The sequence below is a fragment of the Brachybacterium phenoliresistens genome (assembly GCF_039530785.1).
Taxonomy (GTDB): Bacteria; Actinomycetota; Actinomycetes; order Actinomycetales; family Dermabacteraceae; genus Brachybacterium; species Brachybacterium phenoliresistens.
This window is the reverse complement of sequence record NZ_BAAAOW010000003.1, coordinates 229,854-245,056: the sequence shown is the minus strand read 5'-3', so window position 1 is coordinate 245,056 and position 15,203 is coordinate 229,854. Positions and strand designations below refer to the sequence as shown.

The window sequence follows — 15,203 nt, the reverse complement described above, 5'->3', positions numbered from 1 at the left end:
GCCGTCCCCGGGGCCGCTGCAGGACGCCGACGGGCGCGCCGCCGGCGGTCAGGAGGTGCTGCGCGGTTCGCCGTCCTCGCCGGACGGCGTGCTCCCGCCGTCGCCGTCCTCGCCCGCTCCTGAGCCCTTCTCGCGCTCGCGGCGCTCCCGGCGGATCTGCTCGTCCAGGCTGCGCAGGAACTCCGGGTCGTCGTCGGGGGCCATCGGCCCCTCGCGGCGCGGACGGCCGGGACGCCCCGCCCCGGCCGGTCCGGACCGGTCCGTGCCGACCAGCAGCCAGGTGATCGGACCGATCCACGGGATGATGACGATCAGCACGATCCACGCCCATTTCGGGATGCCGCGCACGCGATCGTCCGTCGTCTGGATGCAGTCCGCGAGGGCGAAGATCGACAGGGCGATGGAGACGAGGGCGAGGATCGCGCGGGGCATGCTTCGAGTGTAGGCGCCGCAGGACCGGTCGGTGACGGCGGGAGGTCCCGGTCCGCTCAGCGATCGCGGGAGCGGTCCTCCTGGTCGGGGCCCGGCCGCGGCGAGGGCGGGGCGAGCTCCGCGCGCAGCGCCGTCATCTGCTCGTCGAGGCTGCGGGCGGTGCCGGCGATCTCGCTCATGGTGCGCGAGAGCTCCGGCGGCACGTCCCCGGCGAACTTGTAGCGCAGCTCGTGCTCGGCGCTGGCCCAGAAGTCCATCGCGATGGTGCGGATCTGGATCTCCACCGGGACCTGGACGGTGCGGTCGGCCAGGAACACCGGCACCTCGACGACGAGGTGCAGCGAGCGGTAGCCGTTGGGCTTGGGCTCGGCGATGTAGTCCTTGACCTGCAGCAGGGTGAGATCGCCCTGCCGGCGCAGGGCATCGGCCACGAGATACACGTCCTCGACGTACGGGCAGGTCACACGCATCCCCGCGATGTCGAGGATGTTCGCGCGGATCGCCTCGAGCGTCGGCTCGCAGTTCTTGCGGACGGTCTTCTCGATCATCGAGTCCACCGACTTCAGTCGCGTCTTGACGTGCTCGATGGGGGAGTGGTCGTAGGTCAGGTCGAACTGCTCGCGCAGGATCCCGACCTTCGTGGTGATCTCGTCCAGCCCGAACTTGTACTCGAGGCGGAAGGTGACGAAGGTGCGCTGGATCTGCTTGAGCATCTCGTCGAGATCCTCGCCCTCGGCGTCCCGGCCCGCCAGGGCACGGACCGCGTCGACGGCGCGGGCGGACAGCTGCGAGGGCACGAGACTCATGGGGGCGATTGTGCCCTCCGGGCCGGGGAGCGTGCTGGGCGCGTCCCAGGCGGCACCGCTACCCTGGCCCGATGCGAGACGTCCTGCTCTACTCGGTGCTGCGCCTGGGCATCTTCCTGCTCGTGTGGGTCGCGCTCATCTACGCGGGGATGCACTATCTGCTCGCCGGCGCGCTGGCCGCGCTGATCGCGATGCTGCTGTCGATCCTGCTGCTGCGCGGTCCGCGCGAGGGCGCCGCCCAGCGCTGGAAGGCGGCCGATGAGGCCCGCCGGGAGCGCCGCTCCGGGGAGGCGCCGGACGAGGACGCCGCCGAGGAGGACGCCCTGCTGGACTCGACCGGGGACCCGGACGGCTCAGAGGACGAACCCCAGCAGAAGCAGGACTGAGAACACCAGCTCGAGGCGCCCGGTCGCGCCGAGCACGGGGATGAGGGCCCGTCCGGCGGCGCCGCGCAGCACCACGCGGGCCGGCAGGATCGCCAGGGGCAGCGCGAGCAGCACCAGCGCCGTCCACGGGACCGCGACCATCACCGGGATCATCAGGACGAAGGGCATGAGCGTGACCCCGGCGAACAGGATCCGGGTGCCGCGGTCCCCGAGGCGCACCGCGAGGGTCCGCTTCCCGGATCCGCGGTCGGTGGGGATGTCGCGGAGGTTGTTGGTGAGCATGATCGCGACGGCCAGCAGACCGATCGCGCAGGCCACCAGGACCGCCACCCAGCTCACCGCGCCGGTGATCGCGTAGACGGTGCCGGCGACGGCCACCAGGCCGAAGAACACGAACACGAACACCTCGCCGAGGCCGAGGTACCCGTAGGGCCGCTTCCCGCCGGTGTAGAACCAGGCGGCGGCGATCGCCGCGGCCCCCAGGACCAGCGTCCACCAGATGCCGGAGATCGCCACGAGCACCAGCCCGAGCACGGCCCCGACGGCGAGGGAGAGCAGCGCCGCCCGCTTCACCGCGGCCGGCTCCGCGGCCCCGGAGCCGACCAGGCGGAACGGGCCCACCCGGTCGTCGTCCGTGCCGCGGATCCCGTCGGAGTAGTCGTTGGCGTAGTTCACGCCGATCTGCAGCGCCACGGCCACGCCCAGCGCCAGCAGGGCGCGAGGGATCACGTGCTCCCAGTACAGCCCGGTCACCCAGATCGAGGCCCCGGTACCGGCGGCGACGGGGGAGAGGGCGGCGGGCAGGGTGCGGGGACGGGCGCCCTGCACCCACTGCTGGAGGGTGGCCACGGCAGACCTTTCGATGGAGGGGAAGCGGTTCAGGACCGCGAGGACGCCTGCGCGATCTCGCGGGCGGCGGCCCGGTCGATCTTACCGATGCCCCGCAGCGGGAGCTCCGGGACCAGGTGCACCGTCTTGGGCACGGCATGGGCGGGCAGCGGACCCCCGCGCAGCACGGCGCGGATCCGGGCGGGCAGGGCGGCCGGATCGCCCTCGGCGCCCGCGGGGACGACGAGCGCCTCCAGTCGCTGCCCCCATTCGGGATCCTCCACGCCCACCACGACCACCGCGCGCACGAGCGGCGCGAGCTCGGGGTCGCGGAGCACGACGGACTCGACGTCCTGCGGCAGCACCTTGCGGCCCCCGGTGATGATGACGTCGTCGGCCCGCCCCAGGATGCGCAGGCGGCTGCCGTCGAGGCGGGCGAGGTCGCTCGTGGTGAGCACGCGGCGCGCCGGCAGGGGCTCCGCGGACGCGGCGGACTCCTCGGGAGCCGCCGGGCGGGCAGGGGCGTCCTCGTGGAGGACGCCGGCCCCGTCGCCCGTGCCGTCCGGGCGCAGGTAGCCCAGGGCCAGCATCGGCCCCCGGATCCGGAGGCGGCCGGTGCCGTCGTCGGCGAGGGAGAGCTCGACCCCCGGCAGCGGCACGCCGTCGTACACGCAGCCCCCGGCCGTCTCGGAGGAGCCGTAGGTGGTGCGCACCGCCACCCCGGCCTCCCGGGCGGCGGCGAGCAGGGACGGGGCGGTCGCGGCGCCGCCGACCAGCACCGCGGCGAAGCGGGACAGCAGCGCGGTGGCACGGTCGTCGGCGAGGACCCGTCCCAGCTGGGTGGGCACCAGCGAGGTGAGGGCCGGCAGGCCGGCCTCCTCGGCCTGCGCGAGCGCGGGCGCGGCGAGCCGCGCGAACAGCTCCGCGTCGAAGCCGGCGGACAGATCCGGCAGCGGCTGCGGCAGGGCGGGCCGGTCCAGGCCGTGCAGCCGTCGGGTCCGATGCGCCCGGGCGATCACCTGCACGCCCGCGATGTGGGTGGGCGGCAGCAGCGGCAGCCAGAAGCCGTGGCCGTGCGCCTCGGCCGCGGCCGGAGGCGCCGCGGTCGCGCCGAGCAGCGCGGCGGTCGCATCCTGGGAGGCGAGCAGGGCCCGGCGGCTCAGGGCCACCGCCTTGGCCGTGCCGGTCGACCCGGAGGTGGGCACCACCAGGGCCGTCTCCTCGAAGCCTTCCGGCAGCCGTGCGGGCGGGGCGAAGGGACCCAGCCACAGCCGGGCCGAGCCGTCCATCACGGCGCCGATGGCGCGCACATGCTCGGCGAGGGATGCCGCGGTGCCGTCCCACGGGGCGGGCCGCAGCCAGGCGGCAGGGGTCGCGGCGCCGCTCATCCCTGGGGGTGCGGGAAGGCGGACCAGTCGGGGTCGCGGCGCTCGAGGAAGGCGTCGCGCCCCTCGACGGCCTCGTCGGTCATGTAGGCCAGGCGGGTCGCCTCCCCGGCGAAGACCTGCTGGCCCATCAGCCCGTCGTCGGCGAGGTTGAAGGCGAACTTCAGCATGCGGATCGCCTGCGGGGACTTGGTGGCGATGGTCGCGGCCATCGCCAGCGCCTCCTCCTCCAGGCGGGCGTGGGGGACCACGCGGTTCACGGCGCCCCAGTCGCAGGCCTGCTGGGCGGAGTACTCCTCGGCGAGGAAGAAGATCTCGCGGGCCCGCTTCTGCCCGACCTGCTTGGCGAGATAGGCGGAGCCGTAGCCGCCGTCGAAGGAGCCGACGTTCGCATCGGTCTGCTTGAACCGCGCATGCTCGGCGGAGGCGATCGACAGGTCGGCGACCACGTGCAGCGAGTGCCCGCCGCCGGCGGCCCAGCCGTTGACGACCGCGATGACGACCTTGCCCATCGTGCGGATCAGGCGCTGCACCTCGAGGATGTGCAGGCGGCCCGCGCTGCCGGAGCGGGCCTCGGCGGAATCCTCCTGCTCGGTGTACTCGTAGCCGGCGCGGCCGCGGATGCGCTGGTCGCCGCCCGAGCAGAAGGCGTGCACGCCGTCCTTGGGGGAGGGGCCGTTGCCGGTCAGCAGGATCACGCCGACCCCCGTGTCCAGGCGGGCGTGGTCCAGCGCCCGGTACAGCTCGTCGACGGTGCCGGGGCGGAAGGCGTTGCGCACCTCGGGCCGGTCGAAGGCGATCCGCACGCAGGGCAGGTCGCGCGGGGCGGAGGGGTCGGAGCGGTCGACGGCGCGGTGGTAGGTCACATCGTGCAGCGGCGGCCCGCCCAGCTCCTGCTCGCCGATGTCCCGCCAGCGGGCGGGGTCGAACACGTCGGAGACCTGGGCGGGGAGCGGGAGCGGATCTGCGGGCATGGGCTCAGGGTATCGCCGCGCCGCGGAGCGCTCGGATCAGCTCTTCCACCAGGTGTCGAAGATCGTCACGGGCGTGGTCCGCTTGTGGCGGGTGAGGCGGTGGCGGCGCTCGAGGGAGGCGGCGACCTCCTCGTCGATCTCCTCGCCCTGGAGGTAGGCGTCGATGTCGTCGTAGGTGATGCCGAGCTCGTCCTCGTCGGTGCGGCCGGGGATGCCGTCGAGCAGATCCGCCGTGGGGACTTTCTTCCACAGGGCCTCGGGGGCGCCGAGGTGCTCGAGCAGGGCGCGCACCTGACCCTTGTCCAGGCCGAACAGCGGCAGCACGTCCGCCCCGCCGTCGCCGAACTTGGTGAAGAAGCCGGTGGTGGACTCGGCGGCGTGGTCCGTGCCGAGCACGAGGAGGTTCTGCGCGCCGGCGAGCGCGTACTGGGCGACCATGCGCATGCGCGCCTTGACGTTGCCCTTGTCGAAGTCGCGGATCTCGGTGCCGGTCGCGGCACGGAACTGCTCGGCCAGGGCGTCGGTGGCGGGGGCGATGTCGAAGGTGACCTCGCGCTTGGCGGCCACGAAGTCCATGGCGGCCTGGGCGTCGGCCTCGTCGTGCTGGATGGCGTAGGGCAGGCGCACGGCGATGAACTGCTTGTCCACGCCCTCGGCGGCCAGGCGCTCGACGGCCAGCTGCGCGAGCCGACCCGCGAGGGTCGAGTCGACGCCGCCGGAGATGCCGAGGACGAAGCCGCCGCATCCGGTGGCCTGCAGGTACTGGACGAGGAAGTCGACGCGGTCGCGGACCTCCTGCTCCGGGTCGATGACGGGCTTGACGCCCATCTCCTCGATGATGGACTGCTGGATCTCGCGCATGCGCCCAGACTACGTCCCCTCCCCGGCACCGGGGAGGACCTGCCGGCGTCCCCGGGCGTCGTGACCTCTCCGTGCCCTCTCCCGGCGGCGGCCGGCGGGCCGGCCGTAGGGTGGCGTCGTGACCGACCCCGCCCCTGATCGCGACCCTTCCGCCCCGTGTCCCGCTCCCGCTCCCGGTGCCGTCCCAGCCCCCGGCCCCGGCGCTGCGGCCGATGCCGCCCCCGCTCCCGCCCCGGACCCGGAGGCCTCGCGGCTGCGCGTCCCCGCGGCCCTGCGCGCGCTCGGGATCGACGGGGCGGCGGCCTGGTCGATCCCCATGACCACGCGGTTCCGGCGCATCACGGTGCGCGAGGGAGTGCTGCTGCACGGACCGGCCGGGTGGGCGGAGTTCTCCCCCTTCGCCGACTACGACGCCGGCGAGTCCTCGGCGTGGCTGCGCGCGGCCCTCGAGGACGCCCTCCACGAGCGGCCCGCTCCGCGGCGCGGGCGCGTCCCCGTCAACGCGACCATCCCCGTGGTGGCGCCGGAGCAGGCCCGCCGCATCGCCGCCTCCCTCGGCGCCCGCACCGCCAAGGTCAAGGTCGCCGATCCCGGGACGAGCCTGGACGCGGACGCCGAGCGGCTGGCCGCCGTCCGCGAGGAGCTCGGCCCCGACGCCCGGATCCGGATCGACGCCAACGCCGCCTGGACCCTCCCGGAGGCGCTCGCCGCGATCCCCGTCCTGGACCGCGCCGCGGGCGGCCTCGAGTACGTCGAGCAGCCCGTCGCCTCGCTCGAGGACATGGCCGCGCTGCGGCGCCGGGTCGGCGTGCCGCTGGCCGCCGACGAGCTGGTGCGCCGGGCGGAGGACCCCCTGCGCGTGGCCCGCGCCGGCGCCGCGGACCTGCTGGTGATGAAGGTGCAGCCGCTCGGCGGGGTGCGACGCTGCCTGCAGCTGGCGCAGGAGGCCGGGCTCCCCGTGGTCGTCTCCAGCGCCCTGGAGTCCAGCGTCGGCATCGGGGCCGGGATCGCCCTCGCCGCCGCCCTGCCCGAGCTGCCCTCGGCCTGCGGCCTGGCGACCGCCTCCCTGCTCACCGGGGACCTCACGGAGCAGACACTGCGCTCCGAGGCCGGCAGCATCCCCGTGACCCGGCCCGCGGTCGACCCGGAGCTGCTCGCGCGGCACGCGGCATCGGCCGTCCGGGCGCGGTCGTGGCAGCGCCGGCTCGAGGAGTGCACCGCCCGCCTCGCGGCCTGAGCGCCCCACGGGGCCGGCGCCGCGCGGCCCGAGCACGCCCCGCCGCGCGCACTACGCTGGCTCCTATGACCTCGCCCTCCGTGCCCCCGCACGCCGTCGACCCCGCGGACGGGGCCGCTCCGTGGCCCGAGACCTCGATCGATGCTCCCGCCCCCACCGGCTCCGGGGCGGTCGACGAGGCGGTCGCGATCTGGCGGGCGCTGGCGGCCCTGGGGGTGCGCGAAGCGGTGCTCGCCCCGGGGTCGCGGTCCGCGCCCCTGGTCCACGGGCTCGCCGACCCGCAGGTGCAGGCGCGGATCCGCGCGCACGTCCGCATCGACGAGCGGGCGGCGGCCTTCACCGCGCTGGGCATCTCGCGGCAGGATCCCGCGCATCCGGGCGTGGTCGCGACGACCTCGGGGACCGCCACCGCGCATCTGCACGCCGCTGTGCTCGAGGCCCACCACTCCCGGGTGCCGCTGATCGTGCTGACCGCGGACCGGCCGGCCGAGCTGCGCGACACCGGGGCGAACCAGACCACCCGGCAGGCGGGCCTGTACGGCGAGGCGGTGCGCTGGTCGGCGGACCTTCCTGCCCCGACCCGGGAGGCGGCCACCGCCGTCGAGCTGCGCACCGCCGTGAGCACCCTCGCCCGGGCGGTCGCGATCGCCACCGGCGCGGACCCGGGGCCGGTGCACGTGAACCTCGGCCTGCGCGACCCCCTCGTCCCGCGCGGCGGCTCCGTGCCCGGCGCCGCCGGCTCCTCCGCCGCCGCCCCTGCCGCCGCCGCCCCTGCCGCCGCCCCTGCCACCGACGCAGCCCCTGCCGTCGGCCCGATCGACGGGGCCCGCGAGCGCATCGTCCTCACCCGCAGGGCTCCGGCCGCCCCGCCCCGTCCGGAGACGGTCGAGCTCGCCGAGCGCGCCGTGGTCGTCGCCGGGGACGGCGCCGGCGGGGCGGCCCTCGAGCTCGCCGGCCGCCATCGGCTCCCGCTGCTGGCCGAGCCCAGCTCCGGCGCCCGCTCCGGCGACTGCGCGATCCCCGGCTACCCGCGGCTGCTGGCCGAGGCCATGGCCGAGCCGGACCATCCGCTGCGGCCGCGGCAGGCGATCGTGCTGGGGCATCCCACGCTGTCCCGGCCCGTCCTCGGCGCCCTGCTGGGCGCCGCGGACGTCGACGTCCTGGTCGTGGATCCCACCGACCGCTGGGCCGATGCCGCCCGCCGCGCCCGCCGGGTCGTGCCGGCGGTGCAGGCCCGGGACCCGCATCCCGAGGGCCGTGAGACCTACCTCTCCACCTGGCAGGAGGCATCGGCCGCCTCCGCCGCCCCCGCCGTGGAGCTGCCCTGGCAGGTGCGGGCGGCGCTCGCCGTCTGGGAGGCGACGGGGCCGCAGGATGTGCTGGTGCTGGGCTCCTCGAGCCTGGTGCGCGACCTCGAGCAGCACGCCGGGCCGATGCGCGGCACCGTCGTGGCCAACCGCGGTCTCGCCGGGATCGACGGGATGATCTCCACCGCCACCGGGTACGCCCTCGCGCGCCGCGGCGCCCCGGGCCGGGTGCGCGCGCTGATGGGCGACCTCACCGCCCTGCACGACCTGACCGGGCTGGTCATCGGCCCCGATGAGGCCGTACCGGATCTCGACGTGGTGGTCGTCGACGACGGCGGCGGGCGGATCTTCACCGGTCTCGAGCACGCCGCCGCCCCCGCGGACCTGATGCGACGGTTCTTCACCACCCCCCATGGCACGGACATCGCCGCCGCCGCCCGGGCCCTCGGGGTCACGGCCCGCACCGTCGCGGCCTCGGAGCTGCCCGCGCTGCTGACCGCCCCGGCGCCGGCCGGGGCGTCGACGGGACGGAGGGTGCTGGTCGCACAGCAGAGCCACAGCTGCGTCGAAGGGGACGCTGGGGTTGCGATGGTGTGATGCCAGGCATGTGGAACTGGGACGAGAACCCGAACACGCAGGGACAGCGCTCCGCGGACGACGACCGGGCCCCCGGCGCCGACGCGCCGCACAGCACCGCCGCACCGTCGCGGTACGGCCCGGACGCGCCGCTCGGGGCCGAGGGACCGCACGGCCTCGGCCCGCAGCCGGAGCTCGCGCCGTCGGCCGCGGCGCCGCCGGCTCGACGCGGCCCCACGTGGGGCGGCGTGGTCGGGCTCGTGCTCGCCGGCGCCGTGCTCAGCTCCGGGGCGACGCTCGGCGGCGTGGTCGCCTACGACACCCTCCTCTCTCCCTCGCTCGCCGGACCGAGCGCCTCCGCGCCGTCGACCGCCGCCGCGACCGAGCAGGCCACGACCTCCGTGCCCGTGTCCAGCACCTCGGGCGGCCCGGATTGGGAGAGCGTCGCCTCCGCGGTCTCGCCCAGCACCGTGGCGATCCAGGTGAGCACGGGCTCGGGAACCGCCGAGGGCACCGGGGTGATCTACTCCGTGGACGGCACGATCATCACCAACAACCACGTCGTCGCCGGCGCCGGGCAGATCCTGGTCAGCCTCACCGACGGCCGCATCCTCACCGCGAGCGTGGTGGGCACCGACCCGTCCACGGACATCGCCGTGATCCGGCTGGACTCCCCGCCCGAGGGCCTGCAGCCCGCCCAGCTCGGCGACTCCGACGGCGTCGTGGTCGGCCAGGCGGTGATGGCCGTCGGCACGCCGCTGGGCCTCGAGAACACGGTGACCACCGGCATCATCTCGGCGGTGGACCGGCCGGTGACCACCACCAGCGAGTCCGGCGGGGATCCTCAGCAGCCGGAGGCCGATGCCGCCTACACCTCCGCCCTGCAGACCGACGCCGCCATCAACCCCGGCAACTCGGGCGGCCCCCTGGTGGACGCCCAGGGCCAGGTGATCGGGATCAACTCCTCGATCGCAGGGCTGGCGACGGACGAGTCCGGCACGGCCGGGAGCATCGGACTGGGCTTCGCGATCCCGTCGAACACGGTGCGCCTGATCGCCGACCAGCTCATCGACTCCGGCACCGCCCGGCACGCCTTCCTCGGCGTCTCCGCCCGGGACGGCTCCGCGACCACCGGGGACGTCACCTCCACCGGGGCGGAGATCGTCGGGATCGAGCGCGGCTCGGCGGCGCAGGAGGCCGGGCTGCGCGAGGGGGATCTCATCACCGAGGCCGACGGCGTGCCCATCACCGGCGCCGCCGCCCTGACCGGCGTGGTGCGCGGCCTCGAGGTCGGCTCCACGCACACGGTGCGCTTCCTCCGCGACGGCGAGGAGCGGGAGGTCCAGGTCACCCTGACCGCCGCGGACTGACCGGGACGCGCGCCGCTGCTGCGGGGCTCAGGCTCCGCGCAGCGCGGAGAGCATCGGCCGGTACTTGGCGAGCACCTCCGCGTGCTCGGTGACGGGATCCGATGCGGCGACCAGCCCGCCGCCGGCCTGCAGGCGCACGGTGCGCTCGTCGACGAGGTGCGCCATGCGTAGGGCGATCGCCCACTGGCCGTCGCCGGCGGCATCCATCCATCCCACGGGGGAGGCGTAGCCGCCGCGGTCGCGCGGCTCGAGCTGGCCGATGATCCGATCGGCCGCCTCCCGCGGGGTGCCGGAGACCGCGGCGGAGGGGTGCAGCCGGGCGGCCACGTCCAGGCTCGTCACGTTCTCGCGCAGGCGCGCGGAGACGTCGGAGGCGAGATGCTCGATGCCGGGCAGGCGCAGCACGAACGGCTCGGGGGAGGCGGCGACGTCCTCGGCGAGGCCCGCGAGGCGCTCGGTGACGGAGTCGATCGCGAAGCGGTGCTCCTCGCGCTCCTTGGCGTCGGAGCGGAAGGCGCGACGGTCCTGCTCGGCGAGCTCCTCGCCGTCGGCGACGGGACGGGACCCGGCCAGGACCCGGCTGAAGACCCGTCCCCCCTCGGTCTGCGCGAGCATCTCGGGGCTCGCGCCGATCACATCGCCCACCCGGTAGACCCAGGTCGAGGGATAGCGCCGGGTGAGGCGCCGCAGCAGCACCGCGGGCTCCAGCGGCACGTCCGCGGTGGCGGTGGAGGACTCCGACAGGACGATCTTCCCGGCGTCCCCGGCGCGGATGTGCGCGACGGCCCGTGCCACGAGCCCCTGGTAGTCGTCGGGGGCGTGGTCGGGGTCCAGGTCGATGCGCGCTCGCGGGCCGTCGGGGACGGCGGAGAACAGCTCGCGCCAGTCACGGGCCGGCGGCAGCGCGGGCGGGGCGTCGGGGTGGCGCGAGGCTGCGATCAGCGTGAGGAACGCCTCCCCGTCCACGCTGCCCAGCACCGCGGCGGGGATGGTCAGCGTCGAGGGCCGCGGGGAGGAGTCGGCGTAGGAGAAGGTGCCGAAGGACACCAGACCGCTGCCGCGCACCGACACCTCGTCGTCGACCACGGCCCGGTCGGCCAGCGCGCGGAAGGCCGCGCCGGCATCGGCGAAGCGTCCCGGCCCCGAGGCGACGATCCGCACCGCCTCACCCCGGGCGACCATCCCCTGCCCGTGGTGGATCCACGCCGCCGAGGCATCACGGGGCACATGGCCTCCGAGGTCGACGTGCTCCTCGAGACGGAGGGTGCGCACGGACAGCGTGACCTCGCGCGCCTGGTCGGCGGTGGCGATCTGGATCGTGGACATCCTGGCCATTATGCGCCCGGGAGCTGGGGCCGGGGCCGTGACGGGGGCGGTCGCGGCGCAGCACACAGACGGACCTCCCAGACCGGGCGCGTCGCGGGTGCGACGATGGGGTCGCTCTCCGGCTGGGCGGTCCAGGTCCCAGCGCTTCCCACCCCGAGGACGGTCCTTCCCGTGAGCAATCCCCTCCAGCGCAGCGTCTCCCCGATGATCGCCGGCGCGACGTCCGGGCTCGGGGCCCTCGGCTCCGCCGTGGCGATCGTCCTGGTGCCCTCCCTGATCGCGCAGCTCGCGGCCTCGCGCTCCTCGATGACCGTGCTGGACGCCGTCCTCATCGCCCTGAACGTGCTGGTCGTCGGCCATGGCGGGGGGACGGTGCTGTCCACCGGCGTGATCGACGGGGTGCTGACCCTCACGCCGCTCGGGCTGACCCTGGTGTTCGTGGCCCTCTGCGCTGCGGGGATGCTCCGCACCGGCCGGCGACTGCAGCTGGTGGGGGACACCGGCGGGCTGCGGCCCCGCGGTCTGCGCGATGCCGGGGCGGCGCTCGGCGCCGCCGTCGTGGTCTATGCGGGCGGGCTGGGAGTGCTCGCGGAGCTGGGACGCGGCCAGCTGATGGATCCCGTGGCGACGTCCGCGGTGGTCTCCGGCGCCCTGGTCGCGGTGCTCGGCGGGCTGTCGGGGCTGGCCCTGTCGATCCGCCGGGAGGAGCGCGACGGCGTGCCCGCCGTGCGGATCCTCGACCTGTTCCCGCGCCCCTGGGATGCCGTGGCCCGGTCTTCCGCGATCGCGCTGCTGGGCCTCGCGGCGCTGGGCATGCTCGGCCTGATGGCCATGGTGGTGCTGCGGTTCCGGAACGTCGCGGCCCTGTTCGCGCAGCTCGACGCGGGCCTGTGGGGCGGGCTCGTGCTGACGCTGCTGCAGCTGGCGATGCTGCCGCTGCTGGCGCTGTGGGCGCTGACGGTGCTGCTGGGAGGCTCGGTGACGCTGGGCACCGGGACCGGCCTGGACCTGGGCGGATTCGACACCGGGGTGATGCCGCTGTTCCCGCTGCTGGGCGCGCTTCCCGACCCGGGGTCGGCGCCGCCGGCGCTCCGGGCGCTGGTGGTGCTGCCGGCCGCGATCGTCGCCGTCGGTGCGGTGCAGCTGGTCCGCGACCTCGAGAGCGAGGACCTGCGCGACCGGATCACGGCCTACGTCGCCTACCCGGCCGTGGTGATGGTGGGCGTGGTGCTGCTGGCAGGGCTCTCCACCGGGTCGATCGGTCAGGGCAGGCTCGTGCATCTCGGGCCGCAGGTGCAGGACCTGCTGCTGCCGCTGCTGATCGTCGTGGTCGCCTCGACGGGGCTGGTGCTCTGCGTCCTCGCCACCGGCCTGGTCACCCTGGTGCAGGACGGCGTCGCGCGCCTGCGCGAGCGGGTCGAGGCGGCCGAGGCGAAGGAGAGCGGCGATGCGGACGCGTCCGAGCCCGCTCCGGCGGCCGCCGTCGCGGGGGAGGACGCCGAGGAGGACGGCGAGCCGTCCGGCGGAGAGGCGGAGACCGGCGGAGGCCGCCTCGCCCGCCTCGCGTCCCGCATCGGGCTGGGAGGCCGAGGCACGACGGAGGACGAGCCCGAACCGGAGGCGGCGGGCGACGACGATCCTGCTGATGCTGATGCCGATGCCGATGCCGATGCTGATGCTGATGCTGATGCCGCGCCGGCCTCGCCCGTGGGCGACGGCGCGGAGGAGGACGTGGACGTGTGGTCGGACGACCGTTCTCGCTGACCTCGTGATCTCCTGACCCCGAGGACAGGCAGGGCCCGCCCGCAGCGCCTGCGGCGATCAGGACGGGGGCTCGGCTCCCGGCGGGAGCTCCTGCGTCCCGTGAGGTCCGGTCTCCGGGCCCGGATCCGATCGCTCCCCGGGCGGCCGCATGGACGGGGTCCGCGGCCGCGACACCGGCGGGCGCAGGCGCGGTGAGGCGGACTGCCCGATCGCCCCGTGCGGGCTCTGCCAGGTGATCATCGTCCCCGGCCGCCGGTCCAGGAAGAGCCGCTGCGGCACGGCGCCGTCCTCGATCTGCTCCGCCGGGGGATCGGCCGAGGGACGCTCCGCGTCGGGCGGAGCCCCGCAGGGCGGAGCCGGGTCGCCGGGCGCCAGCGAGGGGACGGGAGAGCACACGGACGCGGTCGAGGAGCCCTCCGCTGCGGCGGCAGTCGCGGCCGGCCCGAGGATGATCGCGCCGTCGGAAGGGCGCACGGTCCAGTGCCCCTGCTCCTTGAGCAGGTTGCACCGTGCGCAGAGGCCCTGGCCGTTGGCGAAGCTGGTGGGGCCGCCGCGGGAGTGCTCCTCGACGTGGTCGAGGTGCTGCACCTGCGCGTTGCACCAGGGCATCCGGCAGGTGGCGTCGCGTCGCCGGATCATGCGCGCCAGCCCGCAGGTGAACGTGCGGCCGACGGACTCCATGGCGATGAGCTCGCCGGTGGCCGGATGCGTGTACAGGCGGCGGAAGATCGCATCGGCCTGTCCGTCCAGCACCCGGTCCGGGTCGGAGTCGAAGGTGCCGGGAGGCCGGCCGAGCAGGGTGTCGCGGATGATGTGCGCCGGGATGCTTCCGTAGCCCTCCAGGCGCGCGGTGGAGGTCATGTCGTGGGGATCGAAGAGGGCGCGGTCGGTGATCTCGACGCCGACGTCGAGGCGATGGGAGCCGGCACCGGTGCCCAGCGAGGCGACGTGGCCCAGCACGGACTCGACGAGGACGTCGGCCTCGAGGGCGCGGACCCCGTACGTGGAGCCTGCGGCGCGGCGGGACTCGGCCTCGGCGCGCAGCGCGGTCATGACGGCGGAGGCGTCCACCGCCCGCATCCGGACGCTCACCGCGGCCATGCCGTCCTCGCGCCGTGACATGCTCACGCCGCGCCCTCGGGCGGCGCTCGCCGCCCGGAACCGCGCCCCCTCGGGCGCGAGCTCCTGGACCAGCTCGGAGACCAGCGCGGTGATCCGGTCCTCGCCCATCCCGTCGAGGCGGGGCAGGAGGGCCGGGATCTGCTCGTCGACCTGCTGGCAGGCCTCCGGAGCGAGACGGGAGACGCCGCGGCAGATCGCCCGGACCTGCCGCTGCGTGCAGCGCCCGTCGGCGAGCGCGCTCAGGGTCCGCGGCATCTGGGTCACGAGCCGCTGGGAGGCGGCGAGGGAGAAGGAGGACGCCGCCGGGGAGACCCGACGGGCCAGCGCGAGCTCCTGGGCCGCGCCGGCGCCCTGGCGCGCACGGGCGACGCCGCGCTCGGCATCGGCCTCGCGGATGCGACGGGCGGCGGTGGTCTGCCACCGGGCCTCGAGCGCCGCGAGCCCCGAGGAGAGGGTGCTGAGGCCCCCGACCACCGCGAGCGCCTCCTGCGGGGAGCCCGGCGCCGTGTCCGGCAGGGGATCGTGCACCCCGGGCGTCCGGGCGAAGGCGGCGAGGACGGTGGTCAGGACCGCGCCGAGCACGTCCCGCGCCCCCGGGGAGGCATCCAGCGCCGCGACAGCCTGGGCGGCCCGGTGCAGGGCATCGCCCTCCGCACCCGAGGGCGCCGAGGAATCCCCGGAGCGGGTCTTCCCGGAATCCGGAACCTCGGCGACGCTGGAGCGGTACATGGGTCCATTGTCCTCCTTTCCGGGCCCGCCCACAAGCCTCAGAGGAAAACTCCTGGGAATTGTGGACAAGGCGGGTGTGGGGAGGAGAAGCGGAGTCGGT

13 protein-coding genes are annotated in these 15,203 nt (G+C 75.5%); 5 read left to right on the top strand and 8 right to left on the bottom strand.

Going from position 1 to position 15,203, the window contains the following annotated elements; genetic code table 11:
* Nucleotides 1-48 precede the first annotated feature (48 nt).
* Nucleotides 49-432, bottom strand: coding sequence for a PLD nuclease N-terminal domain-containing protein (locus tag ABD234_RS08720; protein ID WP_038371284.1), 384 nt, complete (start codon nucleotides 430-432; stop codon nucleotides 49-51).
* 56 nt (nucleotides 433-488) lie between these two features.
* Nucleotides 489-1,238 carry a GTP pyrophosphokinase gene (locus ABD234_RS08715; RefSeq protein ID WP_051486601.1) on the bottom strand — a complete coding sequence of 250 codons (750 nt, stop codon included), beginning with the start codon at nucleotides 1,236-1,238 and terminating at the stop codon, nucleotides 489-491.
* A 71-nt stretch (nucleotides 1,239-1,309) separates the two neighbouring features.
* On the opposite strand from ABD234_RS08715, the gene ABD234_RS08710 reads away from it, so the two are divergent.
* Nucleotides 1,310-1,624, top strand: a complete 315-nt coding sequence (locus ABD234_RS08710; RefSeq protein ID WP_051486602.1) for a DUF4229 domain-containing protein — start codon at nucleotides 1,310-1,312, stop codon at nucleotides 1,622-1,624.
* On the opposite strand, the gene ABD234_RS08705 is transcribed toward ABD234_RS08710, so the two are convergent.
* The 4 genes from ABD234_RS08705 to nadE are packed head-to-tail and all read right to left on the bottom strand — an operon-like array spanning nucleotide 1,592 to nucleotide 5,672.
* Entirely contained in the window at nucleotides 1,592-2,473 is an 882-nt protein-coding gene (locus ABD234_RS08705; RefSeq protein ID WP_038371286.1) for a 1,4-dihydroxy-2-naphthoate polyprenyltransferase, read from the bottom strand. The two genes, ABD234_RS08710 and ABD234_RS08705, sit on opposite strands and share 33 nt — an antisense overlap.
* Before the next feature lie 29 nt (nucleotides 2,474-2,502).
* Complete coding sequence (locus ABD234_RS08700; RefSeq protein WP_038371288.1) at nucleotides 2,503-3,840, bottom strand: AMP-binding protein; 1,338 nt, start codon at nucleotides 3,838-3,840, stop codon at nucleotides 2,503-2,505.
* Nucleotides 3,837-4,811 (bottom strand): 1,4-dihydroxy-2-naphthoyl-CoA synthase, encoded by a 975-nt coding sequence (locus ABD234_RS08695; RefSeq protein WP_038371290.1) that lies wholly within the window; start codon nucleotides 4,809-4,811, stop codon nucleotides 3,837-3,839. Before ABD234_RS08695 ends, ABD234_RS08700 begins: the two co-directional genes overlap by 4 nt.
* Nucleotides 4,812-4,847: 36 nt before the next feature.
* The gene (gene nadE / locus ABD234_RS08690) at nucleotides 4,848-5,672 is read right to left on the bottom strand and encodes an ammonia-dependent NAD(+) synthetase (RefSeq protein ID WP_038371292.1); all 825 of its coding nucleotides are present in this window, start codon (nucleotides 5,670-5,672) and stop codon (nucleotides 4,848-4,850) included.
* A 253-nt stretch (nucleotides 5,673-5,925) separates the two neighbouring features.
* Between nadE and ABD234_RS08685 the strand changes: the two genes are divergently transcribed.
* The 3 genes from ABD234_RS08685 to ABD234_RS08675 all read left to right on the top strand — a co-directional run bounded on the left by ABD234_RS08685 (nucleotide 5,926) and on the right by ABD234_RS08675 (nucleotide 10,162).
* A complete protein-coding gene (locus ABD234_RS08685; protein ID WP_038371469.1) occupies nucleotides 5,926-6,909 on the top strand; it encodes an o-succinylbenzoate synthase in 984 nt (327 codons plus the stop codon).
* Nucleotides 6,910-6,974: 65 nt separating this feature from the next.
* Nucleotides 6,975-8,813, top strand: coding sequence for a 2-succinyl-5-enolpyruvyl-6-hydroxy-3-cyclohexene-1-carboxylic-acid synthase (menD, locus tag ABD234_RS08680; RefSeq protein WP_084148312.1), 1,839 nt, complete (start codon nucleotides 6,975-6,977; stop codon nucleotides 8,811-8,813).
* Nucleotides 8,813-10,162 carry a S1C family serine protease gene (locus ABD234_RS08675; RefSeq protein ID WP_156954058.1) on the top strand — a complete coding sequence of 450 codons (1,350 nt, stop codon included), beginning with the start codon at nucleotides 8,813-8,815 and terminating at the stop codon, nucleotides 10,160-10,162. The genes menD and ABD234_RS08675 overlap by 1 nt, the downstream gene beginning before the upstream one ends.
* Nucleotides 10,163-10,189: 27 nt before the next feature.
* Here ABD234_RS08675 and ABD234_RS08670 read toward each other — a convergent pair whose 3' ends face one another.
* Nucleotides 10,190-11,488, bottom strand: a complete 1,299-nt coding sequence (locus ABD234_RS08670) for an isochorismate synthase (RefSeq protein WP_038371294.1) — start codon at nucleotides 11,486-11,488, stop codon at nucleotides 10,190-10,192.
* A 171-nt stretch (nucleotides 11,489-11,659) separates the two neighbouring features.
* Between ABD234_RS08670 and ABD234_RS08665 the strand changes: the two genes are divergently transcribed.
* Nucleotides 11,660-13,252, top strand: a complete 1,593-nt coding sequence (locus ABD234_RS08665; RefSeq protein WP_051486604.1) for a cell division protein PerM — start codon at nucleotides 11,660-11,662, stop codon at nucleotides 13,250-13,252.
* 57 nt (nucleotides 13,253-13,309) lie between these two features.
* Here ABD234_RS08665 and ABD234_RS08660 read toward each other — a convergent pair whose 3' ends face one another.
* On the bottom strand, nucleotides 13,310-15,103 hold the full coding sequence (locus ABD234_RS08660; RefSeq protein ID WP_051486605.1) for an HNH endonuclease: 1,794 nt from the start codon (nucleotides 15,101-15,103) through the stop codon (nucleotides 13,310-13,312).
* Nucleotides 15,104-15,203: the final 100 nt, after the last annotated feature.

Coding starts and splice junctions, on each gene's coding strand:
- nadE (WP_038371292.1), bottom strand. CDS start 5,672: ATGCGCGAGATCCAGCAGTCCATCATCGAGGAGATGGGCGTCAAGCCC.
- ABD234_RS08700 (WP_038371288.1), bottom strand. CDS start 3,840: ATGAGCGGCGCCGCGACCCCTGCCGCCTGGCTGCGGCCCGCCCCGTGG.
- ABD234_RS08695 (WP_038371290.1), bottom strand. CDS start 4,811: ATGCCCGCAGATCCGCTCCCGCTCCCCGCCCAGGTCTCCGACGTGTTC.
- ABD234_RS08710 (WP_051486602.1), top strand. CDS start 1,310: ATGCGAGACGTCCTGCTCTACTCGGTGCTGCGCCTGGGCATCTTCCTG.
- menD (WP_084148312.1), top strand. CDS start 6,975: ATGACCTCGCCCTCCGTGCCCCCGCACGCCGTCGACCCCGCGGACGGG.
- ABD234_RS08715 (WP_051486601.1), bottom strand. CDS start 1,238: ATGAGTCTCGTGCCCTCGCAGCTGTCCGCCCGCGCCGTCGACGCGGTC.
- ABD234_RS08660 (WP_051486605.1), bottom strand. CDS start 15,103: ATGTACCGCTCCAGCGTCGCCGAGGTTCCGGATTCCGGGAAGACCCGC.
- ABD234_RS08670 (WP_038371294.1), bottom strand. CDS start 11,488: ATGTCCACGATCCAGATCGCCACCGCCGACCAGGCGCGCGAGGTCACG.
- ABD234_RS08720 (WP_038371284.1), bottom strand. CDS start 432: ATGCCCCGCGCGATCCTCGCCCTCGTCTCCATCGCCCTGTCGATCTTC.
- ABD234_RS08675 (WP_156954058.1), top strand. CDS start 8,813: ATGCCAGGCATGTGGAACTGGGACGAGAACCCGAACACGCAGGGACAG.